This window comes from Kribbella pittospori, from assembly GCF_004331465.1.
Classification (GTDB): domain Bacteria; phylum Actinomycetota; class Actinomycetes; order Propionibacteriales; family Kribbellaceae; genus Kribbella; species Kribbella pittospori.
The window spans coordinates 877,158-890,324 of record NZ_SJKB01000001.1 but is presented as its reverse complement, the minus strand read 5'-3'; the positions used below and the strand labels follow the sequence as shown (position 1 = coordinate 890,324).

Annotated in this window: 13 protein-coding genes; 5 read left to right on the top strand and 8 right to left on the bottom strand. The window is 69.1% G+C overall.

Translation table 11 applies throughout. The annotated features are described in order from the left end of the window. Window positions 1-14: 14 nt before the first annotated feature. A complete protein-coding gene (mraZ, locus tag E0H73_RS04065) occupies window positions 15-446 on the bottom strand; it encodes a division/cell wall cluster transcriptional repressor MraZ (RefSeq protein ID WP_131351384.1) in 432 nt (143 codons plus the stop codon). Between the two features lie 565 nt (window positions 447-1,011). Here mraZ and E0H73_RS04060 point away from each other — a divergent pair. From E0H73_RS04060 to E0H73_RS04050, 3 genes are read left to right on the top strand one after another with little or no spacing between them, the layout of a single operon-like run. Beyond that, on the top strand, window positions 1,012-1,950 hold the full coding sequence (locus E0H73_RS04060; RefSeq protein ID WP_393384822.1) for an AAA family ATPase: 939 nt from the start codon (window positions 1,012-1,014) through the stop codon (window positions 1,948-1,950). A 3-nt stretch (window positions 1,951-1,953) separates the two neighbouring features. Then, entirely contained in the window at window positions 1,954-3,240 is a 1,287-nt protein-coding gene (locus E0H73_RS04055; RefSeq protein WP_131351381.1) for a DUF58 domain-containing protein, read from the top strand. 41 nt (window positions 3,241-3,281) lie between these two features. After that, window positions 3,282-5,594 (top strand): transglutaminase TgpA family protein, encoded by a 2,313-nt coding sequence (locus E0H73_RS04050; protein WP_238163792.1) that lies wholly within the window; start codon window positions 3,282-3,284, stop codon window positions 5,592-5,594. Between the two features lie 237 nt (window positions 5,595-5,831). Here E0H73_RS04050 and E0H73_RS04045 read toward each other — a convergent pair whose 3' ends face one another. From E0H73_RS04045 to E0H73_RS04025, 5 genes are all read right to left on the bottom strand, one after another. Continuing rightward, window positions 5,832-6,251: a DUF3040 domain-containing protein gene (locus E0H73_RS04045; protein WP_238163791.1), complete on the bottom strand. Its 420-nt coding sequence runs from the start codon at window positions 6,249-6,251 to the stop codon at window positions 5,832-5,834. Between the two features lie 309 nt (window positions 6,252-6,560). Next, a complete protein-coding gene (locus tag E0H73_RS04040) occupies window positions 6,561-7,313 on the bottom strand; it encodes a class I SAM-dependent methyltransferase (protein WP_131351375.1) in 753 nt (250 codons plus the stop codon). A 471-nt stretch (window positions 7,314-7,784) separates the two neighbouring features. Continuing rightward, the gene (locus E0H73_RS04035; protein WP_131351372.1) at window positions 7,785-7,985 is read right to left on the bottom strand and encodes a hypothetical protein; all 201 of its coding nucleotides are present in this window, start codon (window positions 7,983-7,985) and stop codon (window positions 7,785-7,787) included. A 93-nt stretch (window positions 7,986-8,078) separates the two neighbouring features. Continuing rightward, window positions 8,079-8,552, bottom strand: a complete 474-nt coding sequence (locus E0H73_RS04030; RefSeq protein ID WP_131351369.1) for an SAV_6107 family HEPN domain-containing protein — start codon at window positions 8,550-8,552, stop codon at window positions 8,079-8,081. After that, window positions 8,549-8,962 (bottom strand): DUF6504 family protein, encoded by a 414-nt coding sequence (locus E0H73_RS04025; RefSeq protein ID WP_131351367.1) that lies wholly within the window; start codon window positions 8,960-8,962, stop codon window positions 8,549-8,551. The genes E0H73_RS04030 and E0H73_RS04025 overlap by 4 nt, the downstream gene beginning before the upstream one ends. A 352-nt stretch (window positions 8,963-9,314) precedes the next feature. Here E0H73_RS04025 and E0H73_RS47020 point away from each other — a divergent pair, with 352 nt between their 5' ends. Continuing rightward, on the top strand, window positions 9,315-9,872 hold the full coding sequence (locus E0H73_RS47020) for a DM13 domain-containing protein (RefSeq protein ID WP_238163790.1): 558 nt from the start codon (window positions 9,315-9,317) through the stop codon (window positions 9,870-9,872). A gap of 33 nt (window positions 9,873-9,905) precedes the next feature. Beyond that, window positions 9,906-10,376, top strand: coding sequence for a YbaK/EbsC family protein (locus E0H73_RS04015; protein WP_131351362.1), 471 nt, complete (start codon window positions 9,906-9,908; stop codon window positions 10,374-10,376). On the opposite strand, the gene E0H73_RS04010 is transcribed toward E0H73_RS04015, so the two are convergent. Continuing rightward, complete coding sequence (locus E0H73_RS04010) at window positions 10,369-11,100, bottom strand: nucleotidyltransferase domain-containing protein (RefSeq protein ID WP_202867189.1); 732 nt, start codon at window positions 11,098-11,100, stop codon at window positions 10,369-10,371. The genes E0H73_RS04015 and E0H73_RS04010 overlap by 8 nt on opposite strands. A gap of 10 nt (window positions 11,101-11,110) precedes the next feature. Further along, the gene (locus E0H73_RS04005) at window positions 11,111-13,048 is read right to left on the bottom strand and encodes an N-acetylmuramoyl-L-alanine amidase (RefSeq protein WP_131351359.1); all 1,938 of its coding nucleotides are present in this window, start codon (window positions 13,046-13,048) and stop codon (window positions 11,111-11,113) included. Window positions 13,049-13,167: the final 119 nt, after the last annotated feature.

The window sequence follows — 13,167 nt, the reverse complement described above, 5'->3', positions numbered from 1 at the left end:
CGCCCACTGTTCAGCTAGAAGATTCCTGGCAATACCTCTTCGGACAGGTCCGCGAAGGCCTGCTCCTGCTCTTGCGAGTACCTGTTCCAGTTCTCCGTGTTCCAGATCTCCACCCTGTTCATCGCCCCGATGACGACGCAGTCGCGATCCAGTCCGGCGTAATCGCGCAGCATCGGCGGGATGGTGACCCGGCCCTGCTTGTCCGGCACCTCGTTCGAGGCTCCGGCAAACAGCATCCGCAGATAGTCCCGAGCACCCTTGTTGGTGATCGGCGCCTGCTTCAGCTGCTCTGTGAGTTGGACGAACTCACGCTCGGGCCACACGGACAGCGACCGCTCCTGTCCACGCGTGATCACCAGGCCGTCGGCCAGTTCGTCGCGGAACTTCGCCGGCAGGAACAACCGGCCTTTGTCGTCGAGCTTGGGGAAGTGAGTTCCGAGGAACACGCTCCACCTCCCCGTTGCGGACTCTCCGTCTCAGGCGAGCTGTTTCCACCACTTCGGTTCCACTGCGCTCCACCTTACTCCACTTTCCACCACCGTCAACCAACTTCCGCCCGTTTCCCCCCACCCGCGCCGCGAATCCCAGTCGGCGTTCCCGCGTGTCGCTGCCTGGTCAGGCGCCTGGCTTTCCTCCACTTCGCTCCACCGGCTCCTCCACTCCCCTCCAGCGGCCTTCTCCACTTCGCTCCACTCGGACTTTCCACGTCGCTCCACTCGGTGCTGTTTCCACTCCGCTCCGCATCGGGATGAACCATTCGGCGCCCAGAGCCGTCGTAACCCCCGGCAGTATGTTTTCGCCGCCCGTACGCTTGGAGGGACGACTTTCCGACCCAGCCGGTGAGGGCCTGTGCCGATGAACACCGAAACGCCAGGTAACGAAACTTCCGATGCTCTAGGCCCGGCCCCTACAGCGGGTGAGAATGTGTCGGCCGTCAACGAATGGGGAGGACTCAGGGTGAGCAGTACCGCGACCAGCTCGGCGCTGGCAGGAGCCGGGGACTTCGACGAACTGGCCGAGGTGGCGGGACGAGTCCGCCGGGCCATCGAGCAGGTGATCGAGGGCAAACCCGACGTGGTCGAGGTCGCCGTCACGGTCCTGCTGGCCGAAGGCCACCTTCTGATCGAGGACGTACCGGGCGTCGGCAAGACGATGCTGGCCAAGGCGCTGGCCCGGTCGATCGACTGCACTGTGCGCCGGATCCAGTTCACCCCGGACCTGCTGCCGTCGGACATCACCGGCGTCTCGGTCTTCAACCAGGAGATCCGCGACTTCGAGTTCAAGCCCGGCGCGGTGTTCGCGAACATCGTGGTCGGCGACGAGATCAACCGCGCCTCGCCGAAGACCCAGGCCGCGCTGCTGGAGTCGATGGAGGAGCGCCAGGTCACCGTCGACACCACGACGTACCAGCTCGAGGCGCCGTTCATGGTCATCGCGACCCAGAACCCGATCGAGATGGAAGGCACCTACCCGCTCCCCGAGGCGCAGCGCGACCGCTTCATGGCCCGCGTCTCGATGGGGTATCCGGAGCCGGCCGCCGAGCTGCGAATGCTCGACGGTCATGCTGCCGACGACCCGCTGAAGAGCCTGCAACCGGTGACGGACGGCCAGCAGATCCTCCGGCTGGTGAAGACGGTGCAATCGGTGCACGTGTCCGAGGGAGTCAAGGAGTACGCCGTCGCCCTGGTCGGCGCGACCCGTCGATCGCAGGAGCTCCGGCTGGGTGCGAGCCCCCGGTCCACCCTGCATCTGATCCGGGCGGCCCGTGCGGCGGCAGCGCTCGACTCCCGGGAGTTCGTGCTCCCGGACGATGTTCAAGAGCTCGCGGTGCCCGTCCTGGCGCACCGTGTTCTTCCTGCGGCTGAGGCGCATCTCGGTGGGCGCGGTGCAGCCGACATCATCTCCGGGCTGGTGTCCACGGTGGCACTCCCCCGCACTCGTCGGGACTGAGACATGCGGCAGGCACTGCGCGGGCTGACCACCAGAGGGCGGGCGTTCGTCGCGGCCGGCATCACCGCGTCGCTGTGCGCTCTCCTGCTCGGGCAGAAGGACTTGCTGCGCGTCGGCATCCTGCTGGTCGCGCTGCCGGTGGTCGCGGCGCTCGTCGTCGGACGGACCAGGCTGCGACTGCAGGTACGCCGCAGCCTCGCGCCGGACCAGGTGCCAGTGGGTACGCAGGCGACGGTGGAGCTTGCCTTGAGCAACCAAGGCCGGATGCCGGCGGGTCTGCTCCTGCTCGAGGACCGGATCCCCTACGTGCTGGGTCACCGGCCGCGCTTCGTGGTCGACCGGGTCAGCCCGAACTGGCGTCGTACCGTCACCTACTCGGTCAAGTCCGATGTCCGTGGGCTGTTCCAGGTCGGGCCGTTGATGCTGACCGTGGCCGACCCGTTCGGTCTGGTCGAGACGAGCCGTACGTTCACCCGCAGCCAGCATCTGCTGGTGACGCCGCGGGTCTACCGGCTGCCGGAGATCCGGTTGGGTGCGGACCGGGCCGGTTCCGGTGAGAACCGGCCGCGGGCGATCGCTTCAGCCGGCGAGGAGGACGCGACTGTTCGCGAGTACCGCGACGGTGACGACCTCCGCCGGGTGCACTGGCGGTCGACCGCCCGCCGCGGCGAGCTGATGGTGCGGCGGGAGGAGCAGCCCTGGCAGAGCCGGTGCGCGATGTTCCTGGACGCGCGGACCATCTCGCACCACGGCCACGGCCCGTCGTCCAGCCTCGAGTGGGCCGTCAGCGCGGCCGCCTCGGTCGGCATCGACCGGATCCGCCGCGGCTACGCGACCACGATGCTCGGTGGCCCGACCACGCTGTCGGCGATCACCCACCGCACCTCGGCGTCCGTCCACCAGCCGCTCACCACACAGCAGTTGCTGACCGAGTGCGCGACCGTCGAGGAACACAAGTACGCCGAGATCGGTCCGCTGCTGACGGTCGACCGGCATACGCATGACCCGAGCCTGGTGATCGCAATCCTCGGCGCGTGCAGCTCCGAGGACGTCACCTCGCTGAACCGCTGGCGGACCAGCCAGGCCATCGGCGTCGCGCTGCTCCTCGACGCGGCCAGCTGGGCGGTCGGCGCCGAGGCGACCGAGAAGGCGGCCCGGCTGACCGCCGCCGCGGACGCCACCGAGAACGAACTGCGCCGGAGCGGCTGGCGGGTCGCCAGAGTCCGGCGCGGCGATCACCTACCCACCGTGTGGTCCGGCCTCGGGCTGCGGAGCGGAAGGATCGCATGACCGGTCACGTGAGGATCTCTCTCGCCGCTTGGGGAGCGACCGTGTTGGGGTCGCTCGTGCTGACACCCGTGTTCTCGGGGCCGTTCCTGTTCATCAGTGCGTTTCTGTGCGGGGCGGTCACCGGCGTCGGGGTGCTGTTGCAGAACCTGCGTGCCCCACGGATCGTCGTACCGCTGGTGCAACTGGTGGTGCTGATCGAGCTGCTGTCGTTGTTCTTCCTGAACAGCACGTTGAAGTTCGGGCTGTTCCCGTGGAAGGGCACAGCGATCGAGTTCAACAACCAGATGGTCAACGCGATGGACTCGATCAACCGGTTCAGCGCGCCGCTGCCGCCGGACGCACACCTGACGCTGTTCGCCGTGTCGGTCATCTCCGCGACCGGACTGCTGATCCACGTCGTCGCCGTACAGCTTCGGCAGGCCGCCTGGGCCGGACTGCTGCTCCTGATCATGTACACGGTGCCGGCCGCGACCGTGCACGGCGGACTGCCCGCGTTGCTGTTCATCCCGCCGGCGATCGGCTACATCGTGCTGCTGTCGGCCGAGGGGCGCAGCAGGCTGAGCCGGTGGGGCCGCCGGATCTCCGGTGTGTCGCATCTGGACGCGGCCGAACCGGTCGAGGCGTCCGCGCTCGGCCAGGCGGGCCGACGGATCGGTCTGAGCGTCGTTGCGCTCGCCGCACTCCTGCCGGCGTTGCTGCCGGCTCTGCCGGAAGGTGTCGTCGGCAACGGCCTGGCGGGTAGCGGTCCCGGCAACGGCGTCGGCGCGTCGATCTCGTCGACCGACCCGATGCTGGACATGGGCAAGAACCTCAAGCGTGGCGACAACGTGGTCGCGCTCACCTACAAGGGCGGTCCGGACGGCGGCAGCTACCTGCGGCTGACCGCGCTCGACAGCTTCGACGGCAACACCTGGCGGATCGCGCCCCGTCCCGAGAACCGCAAGATCGACGGCGAGCTCGCGCCGCCGCCCGGGTACAACGGCGACCTCAGCAAGGCTCCGCAGACGAAGATGGAGATCAACGTCAGCCGGAGCTTCCGGTCCCAGTTCGCGCCGGTCCCCTATCCGCTGCGAACGATCTCGCTCAAGCGGGACTGGCGGTACGACGCCAGTGCGCTCGACGTGGTGTCGTCGAACGGGCAGGTCGTCGGCGGCAAGAAGTACAACCTGAGCGCGTACGACCTCAAGCCCAGCCCGGACCAGTTGCACAACGCCCTCCAGGGCGGTCCGCCGGACGAGTACACCAGCCGGGTGCCGAAGCGTACCCCGCAGGAGATCACGGACCTGACCCACGAGGTCACGGCCGATGCCAAGGGCAACCAGTTCGACGAGGCCGTGCTGCTGCAGGCCTGGTTCCGCAGCGGCGGCGGCTTCACCTACAGCACCGACAACGCGCGCGGCAGCGGGATGCCGGCGCTGCGCGACTTCCTGCTGGAGAACAAGACCGGGTACTGCGAGCAGTTCGCCACCGGGATGGCGCTGATGGCGCGCATCCTCGGCATCCCGTCCCGCGTGGGCATCGGGTTCCTGCCCGGGACGTCCGACAAGGACGGCCAGTACACGGTGCGGATGCACGACATGCACGCCTGGCCCGAGCTGTACTTCCAGGGCTACGGCTGGGTCCGGTTCGAGCCGACCCCGCCGGCCCGAGTGGCGGCCGCTCCGAGCTGGACGGTCGGCACGGGCTCGGATTCGGTCAACCCGTCGACGGCGCCGAGCACCGCGCCGATCACGCCGGGCGGCACCGAGGACCCGCTGATCGACAGGCCGGACAGTGACCGCAACCTGCCGAACGACAGCGGCGTCGCGGTCCTCGACCAGGGCAACTGGTTCACCAACGGAGGCGGTCAGGCGATCGGCATCAGCGCGGGCGTGATCCTGTTGCTGTGCATCCCGTGGCTGATCCGCAGTCTGACCAGACGCCGCCGGTTCTCCCGGCCACCGGGCCGGGCCGGAGCCGAAGGGCTCTGGGCGGAGATCCGCGACACGTCCCGGGATCTCGGACTCGACTGGTCGGAGATCTCCACGCCACGCCAGTCCGGCGAATGGCTGCTGACGAAGCTGCCTGCTGAGACGCATCCGCAGGCGCTCCGGCTGGCCCGTGGCATCGAGGCTCTGCGGTACGCCGGTGACGTGAACCCGAGCACGGACCTCCGCGACGAGGCGGCCGCCGTACGCAAGGCGCTGTGGTCCCAGGCGCGGCAGGTACGTCGCTGGAGGGCGCGGCTGCTGCCACCGTCGTGGCGCTGGTACCTGAACCGGGGCAGCACAGAGGCCTCCGACCTCCTGGACGAGTTCGACCTCCTGCTCGCCCGGCTCAGGTCCCTGGTCCTCCGCGGCCGCCACGCCAACTGACAACCGGCGGCCTCGGCCGCGCAACAAGGTAAGTCGTCGGCCGCGCATCCCTTCCCGGCATGCGCGGCGACCCGTCCCGGGATCCCACTGGTGCCGGAGGGCCTGTGGGTGCCTGCGCGGGTTCCCACCTGACACGGATCTCAAACCACGCCGCGCATAGAAAGAACCACACCCGCCCCACCAGGGCACGGGTGTGGTTCTTCGACTGGTCTCGCGCTCAGCCAGCGAAGGTGCCGGTCAGAGGTCTTCGTCGCGGCGGCGGCGCCAGCGATCCTCCATGCGCTCCATGAAACTGCCGGACGAGTCGTGCTTGGTCCGGTGCCGCTTCGACGGCGGAGGCGGCGGTGGGATGTCGTCGGAGTCCCCCGCGTTGCTGATCCGTTTCATGCTGAGCGCCGCGATGTAGAGGCACGCGACCATCATGACGAAGCCGATGACTCCGATGATGGTGTTGGGGATGATCGCGCCGGTCATCAAGACCGCGATGCCCAGCACGAATCCAACGCCGGCAAGCACTGCCCGGCGCTTGTAATACAAGCGCACATTGGTCCCTCGCATGGCGGAGACGAACTTCGGGTCTTCCGCAGCGAGGGCGCGTTCGAGCTGCTCGAACTGGCGCTGCTCTTCTTCCGAGAGGGGCACCGTCGATCCCTCCATGGTGAGCGCGATCTCGATAGGCCGCCTCCAGTCTAGGACGCGCATGCCTCACACGAAACCCTGGCCGCCTGTCCAGCGCGTCACGGTCCGGAAACTCCCCGCCTCGACGGCCGCTCCCGAACCACCGCGCCACCGGCCGAAACCCTGTTCCAGCCGACGGTTGCCGACCCATCACGTTCCGTCGCGCTCCGGCGTTTCGGGCCGCCTGTGTGAGCCGCGACACGCCCGGGCGAGTCGGCAACGACGTACCACGTCCGCGGCGCCCTGAGGCGGTGCGTCGTACCTGGTGGCCTTGCGGTGTCTGGGTGGTCAGCGGGTGGCGAGGATGTGGAGCTGGGTGGCGAGCGCCCGGAAGGCGGGGTGCTGGCTGGCGGCGCGTTCGAGCTCGGCCAAGGAGTCGGCGGCGCCCGGCTCGGAGTCGACGAAGGCGGACGGGACCAGGTCGGCGAACGTACGGACGCCGTGCACGGTGTGGACCATGAACCCGGCGTCGGCGAGTTGCGCGATGATGCCGGCTTCGTCGAACCGCCGCGGCATCGGATCGTGCGCACCCCAGCGCCCGTCCGGGTCCTGCAGTGCGACCCGCGCCTCGGCCAGGTGACCGGCCAATGCCCGCGCCAGGACGACAGCGTTGCGTTGGGCAACGAGCAAGCTCAGCACGCCGCCTTCGCGCAGTACGGAGGCCATTGCCTGCAAGGCCTGCACCGGATCGTCGACGACCTCGAGTACGCCGTGACACAAGACGGCATCCGCACTCGACTCGCCGGCCAGGCCGGGCAGCTCGGCCGCGTCGCCTTGGACGCCACGGACCAGGTCGCTCACGCCTTCATCCCGCGCCCGTCGTTCGAGCGACGCCAGCGCGTCGGGGCTGGGGTCGACCACGGTCACCCGATGACCTTCGACGGCCAGCGGTACGGCGAATCCGCCGGTGCCACCACCGAGGTCGACGATGTCCAGCCCGGCACCCGGATCGGTCCGCGCCCGCCCTGCCAGAGCAACCCGCAGAGCCTCGCCCACCAGCGCCGTCCGCAACGAACGCCGCCGCCGATCGACCATCGTCATGACCCTCCTACCAGTCCCCCAAGAACCACCCCACGTCCGCCACACCCTACTTCCCACCCCACCGGTTACCTGCCGACTGGGGTAGGTGTGCGGGTGTGCCGGGCAGAGGAGGCACTCAACACCACGCCAACCTGCCCCGACGTCGCGCCTTCGGACGCACCGGCGGGGTGCGGCGATCCGCCCGGCAGGTGGGCTGGCGGGTCTGCTGCGACCTGCGGTGCAGGTGTGCGAGCGAAGGTGCGGCTCGCCGCCGGGTGATCTACCGGTGGAGGTGCTGTGATGCGCCGGCGGACGTGCGGCGAACTGCGGGGCAGGTGTGCGAGTGAGGGCGCGGCTAGCCGCCGGGGGTGCCGGTGGAGATGCGCCGGGGGCTGTGCCGGGTGGGGTGCGGTGAGCCGCCCGGCAGGTACGCGAGCGAGGGTGCGGCTAGCCGCCGGGTTGGGGTGGACGGCGGCGGCTAGCCGGGTTGGGTTAGCCGGGTTGGTAGGTTTCGGGGTCTATTAGTTCTACGGGTTCGAAGCCGGCGCCGTTGCAGCGGTCGCAGGTGTGGCCGGCTAGGAGGCCGCCGCCGGCGCATTTGCTGCACAGGCCGTCGTCCCAGGACTCGCCTTCGAGCGACTGGTGCGGGTTGGGGTAATGGGTGTCCGCCAGATAGCACTCGACCCCGAGCACTGCATGCACGCGACCGCACAGGTCATGGCCGACACCTCTGCGTACCTGACTCAATGTCGTTTCTCTCCGAAGGACTGCCGTCGTGGGTTGTTGCTAGCTGGCCTGCATCCAGGACTGGGTCAGGACCGACTGAGGGTCTGTGGTGGCGGTGAAGGTGGCCGTGCTGGACAGCCGCAGCGAGGACTCGACCAGGCCGTAGAAGGTCTCCACGGCGCGGATCAGGTCGTCGGCCTCGCGGGTCGTGACAGCACGCTCCAGGCCGGCCTCGGCGGCAGCCCGCTGAGACGCACCGGCCGAGAAGAACGTAGCCCACTCGGCGAACTCTGGGGCGACCTCCGCCAGCAGCACCCAGGCATTCCGCTGGATGCGGCGGCGAGCGCCGGAGCGCACCGGCCGGGCACGGACGGCCAGGACCGCCGCCGCGACCCGGAGAGCCGCGATGTGCGCGCTCGAGTAGCGGATCAGGTGGTCGCTCGTGTCCAACGCCTCGGCCAGAGCGGCGCGTGCACGGGACAACTCCCGGCTCGCCGCGCCGGCAGCCGCCGGAGACACCGGTGAAACGGTCATCGGTCTGTCACCCTTTCCAGTTGCCAGCGGCCGGAGTCCGGGTCGTGGGCGAGATCGAACAGCTCACGCCGACCGTGCCGGCCACACCCCGCCTCCACCCGGTACACCGCGCGCCGCGGTCCCCAGTCCGCATCCAGTACGCCGACCGCCGCGCCGCTAGCCGGAGCGGGAGCACCGGCAAGGACAGGCGCTTCGGCGACGGCCGGAGCGGCCTCGGCGTGATGCCAGTCGGTCGCGCGATGGATCGGGGTGCCGATGATGCCGCGTTCCCACCAGGCGGCGGTCTCGGTCCAGTGAGCCTGGACGGAGCAGACACGCCACAGACGGCCACGCCAGAGGAACTGCTCCGGGGTCTCGACGCCGTCCACGACACCCGAACGCACCTCGACGGCTTCGTCGAACTCCCACATGCTCCATCGCCTCCTGTGTACGAACTGCTGCTTCCCCTGGTCGACGGCCCGGTCGGAGGCCCGGCGGGTAGGCACGAGGTGGGGGTCGAGGTCCACCTCGGTGCCCGGCCCGCCGGAACCACCGGTTTCCGATGCGGCCGCAACTCCGCACCGGAGCCGTCCAGCTGTCCGGGTCACCTCCGGCCGGCCTCCCGACGACGCCGGGCCGGAGGTAATCGAACATCTGTTCGAACACTGGAAGCGTATCGCCGCCCGCCGACAATCGTCAACGGCCCGTAAGCCCGGCGCGCCGCCGCGCGACCGATCCGGCCGCCAGACTGGGTGCACCGAGGCGTTGACGAAGGGACGGACCGTGAAGAAGCGGGCAGCACTGGTCACCGCGGCGGCCGTTGCCGTCGTGGTCGCGGCAGTCGCGCTGCCGCTCTTCCAGCCGTGGCGGCTCTTCACCGACAGGGTCGTCGACGAAGCGCTGCCCGGCGCTGTTCCGATCTCCACCCAGACATCGTCGACGACGCCACCGACAGTTTCCGTCGTACCGAAGCAGGTCCCGCCCACGACAGAGGTTCTGCTGACCGGGAAGCTGATCACGCATGAACACGAGACGTCCGGCACAGTCGCCGTACTCCGGTTGGCCGACGGCAGCCGGGTACTGCGGATCGAGGACCTCGACACCTCGGACGGTCCCGACCTGAAGGTGTGGCTGAGCGATGCGAACGTCGTTCCGGGCCGAGCCGGATGGCACTTGTTCGACGACGGGCAGTACCGCAGTCTCGGCAGCCTGAAGGGCAACCACGGCAACCAGAACTACCCGGTCCCGGCCGGCGTGACGCTCGACGACTTCCGCAGCGTGGCCATCTGGTGCGACCGGTTCAATGTGTCCTTCGGAGCAGCCGAGCTGAAACCGGCGTGACCCGCGTCAACGCCGCCGCATAAGGTGCCGAAGGTGAGCAGTCATCCCAACGTGCAGAAGGTGGCCGACGCCTTGAAGGCGGCCGGGGCCACCGGCGAGATCGTGATCCTGGACGAGGCGGTGCCGACGGCGGCGGCCGCCGCGGCCGAGCTCGGCTGCGAGGTCGGCGCGATCGCGAACAGCCTGATCTTCGACGGCGACGGCGTACCGGTGCTGATCCTGACCTCGGGCGCGCACCGGGTGGACACAGCGAAGGTCGCGGCCGAGCTCGGCATCGGCAAGCTGCGTCGAGCCACCCCGGAGTTCGTCAAGGAGCACACCGGCCAGTCCATCGGCGGTGTCGCCCCGGTCGGCCACCCGCACCAGGTCCCGACGTACGTCGACACCGCTCTCGAGCAGTACGACGTCATCTGGGCCGCGGCCGGCATCCCCCACTCGGTCTTCCCGACCACGTACGCCGAGCTCGTCACTATCTCCAACGGAACCCCGATCACCGTCAACTGAGCACGGCGGGGATCGCAGTCTGAACGAAGCGCCGGGTCAGGACCGCGCGGCGGTGTCGCCACCAGGGGGTCGCGAGGCGGCGGGAGCCGTAGCGGCCGCGGGTGATGTCCGCGACGACGGCCGCGGGTGCTCCCAACGACGGCAGGACGTCGAGGGCCGCCCGCTTGGTGATCAGCTCCCCCGTCGTCAGCGTCACGTGAGCGCGGGCGATGGTGAGCAGGCTGAGATCGACCCAAACGTCCATGTACCAGTTCGTCCACCGGGCCACGGCAGGCAGCCAGAACTCCCGCAGGTCACGGCGGATGAACTCCGCCAGCTCGGAATCGCTGATGGCCGGTAGCAACGAAGACGGCGGCGGCCCGAAGAGCGAGACGTTGCTCAGGGCAAGCTCTCGTCGGGTCACCGGTGTCACCGGCCGGTCGAAGTACCGCTCCTGGGCGAAGGTCACATGCCGGATCGACGCATCCGCCAGCTGGTCGGCGAGCATGTAGGAGCAATGCAGCTTGGACGCCAGCGGAGACTCCGCGATCAGTCGCCGATGAACGTCCTCGACGGCGGCCGGCGGCGGTGACGACACGACCGCGATCACATCGAGATCGCTGCGCCCCAACTGGTAGTCGCCCAAGGCAAGCGAACCGTGCAGCCAGATCGCCTCGACCGCGGCCACCTGACGCACCGACGCGACGAAGCCGTCCAGCAGTTGCTGGACGGCTTCGTCATACACAACAGGCAATCTAGACGGCAGGCCTGATGTCCACGTCGGCGGCCCGGACGTAGGCCATCCGGTGGCCGAACCAGATCTGGTAGTACCGGTCCTTGCCGAGCACCTGCACGTGGTCGGTCGGAGGCTCACCGGCGAACGTGACGGCGCGGTAGTAGTCGGTCTCGATGTTCAGGTCACTGACCGGGTAGGCCTGACCGGCACCGATCGAGTACTGCAGCGGCGTGACGGTCTGGTACGGAATACCCGCCGGGTACGCCGCCTGTTCGGGGTACGCACGCCCGTAGACCGGCACCGAGGCCTTGCCCGCCTTCGGCTTCACCACGAGACCCGGCTTGGCGAACGCGTCCGGCGCCGACGCCGGGCTCTTGAACCAGCCCAGCGCGCCCAGGTACCAGACGGCTACCCAGTCGCCCTGCCGCTGCGCCACGACGTACTGCGAACCGGCGGTCGCGCGGGCTCCGATGTCGGAGACCTGAGTGGTGCTGGCGGCCGCGCCCGGACGCAGCCCCAGGTCCTTGACCAGCGGAGCGGCGTCGTCCGGCGATTGACGCAGGTACACGAAGTTGGTGCCCTGCGGGTCGCAGGTGGTCCCGGCGACCGTGCAGTCGGTCACGACCTGGACGTTGTTCTCGAAGCCCGGCTTGATGGTGACGATCGAGCCGGCCTTCACCGGGAAGACCTCGTGCCCGTAGATCGGGGCGCCGAGCAGGTCGAAGTAGTGCTCCCAGTCGAAGTAGGGTCCCGGATCCCAGTGCATACCGGCCACCGTGCTGGGAATCGTGCCCGGCACCTGGTCGTGCCCGATGATGTGGGCGCGGTCGAGCGGGATGTTGTTCTTGGCGGCGAGGTAGCTGACCAGCTTGGCCGAGTTGCGGTACATCGCCTCGGTGAACCAGGTCGCGCCCTGGGGTGCGAAGCCCTCGTGCTCGATGCCGATGCTGTGCATGTTCACGTACCAGTTGCCGGCGTGCCAGGCGACGTCGTTCGCCTTGACGTGCTGCCAGGTGTGGCCGTCGGACGAGCGCATCGTGTACTGCCAGCTCACGTACGTCGGGTCCTGCACCAGGTTCAGCGTGGTCTGCCAGCTGCCCTCGGTGTCGTGGATGACGATGTAGTCGATCTTGCCGGTCTTCGGCCGGTTCGCCAGGTCGTGGTTGCCGTAGTCACCAGACCCGGGACCGTACTGGGAGTACGGCGCGGGCAGCCACTCACACCCGAGCGTCGGAGGGCACTCGACGCCGCTGTTCGCGGGCTTCGTCCCCGCGGGCAGCGCCAACTTGTCGGCCTGAGCCTTGTCCGGGGTCACTGCGACCGGAGCCATCGTGATCTGCTGTCCGGTGTTGGTGGTCCGGGCCGCACCGCGGGCCATGATCGAGTAGACGTCGTCGGCGAAGCCGGACGCGGCCACGCGGTCGCCGGCCTCGGCGTACGACGCCACTGCGCCGTACCACTGGGCCGGAGAGGTGCTCGCACCGAGCGGGAGGCCCAGAGAGCGCTGGTACGACGCCAGCAGCGCGGCACCACCGTTGATGTTGGCAGTGGTGTCGTTCCGGAGTGCGGCCGGGTCCAGCCCGGTCAGCTGGGACGCCTTGTCGAGGGTCCGCAGCGACGCAGCGTTCGCGACCTTGCGCTTGCCGGACAGGTCGGCCACTTCGCTGGGGTCGACGGCGGTGAGGTGCATCGGGCCGTAACCGCCCGACGTGCTGGGGGCACCCAGATGGTCGTCCCACCGCGACTCGGCGTACGACACGGCGAGCAGGACCGACTCGGGTACGCCGTACTTCGCGGCGGCAGCGCTGAACGCGGAGGCCGCGGTGGCGGAGGCAGTCGCGGCGGATGGCCCTGGGGGCGCGGCGGCAGCGGGTGGGCCTCCGGTCGACACGCCGAGTGCGGTGATGGGCAGCGCTACCGCTGCGAGTGCGGCGAGAATCTTCGGACGACGAAGCATGTTGATCTCCTGAACCCGAATGGCGGGGGATGCCGGTCACAGAGACTGGCAGCGTAGTCACTGTGGGTCGAGGCGGACCGGATGTCAACGGTTAACCAAAACTCACACCCGCAGGTTCG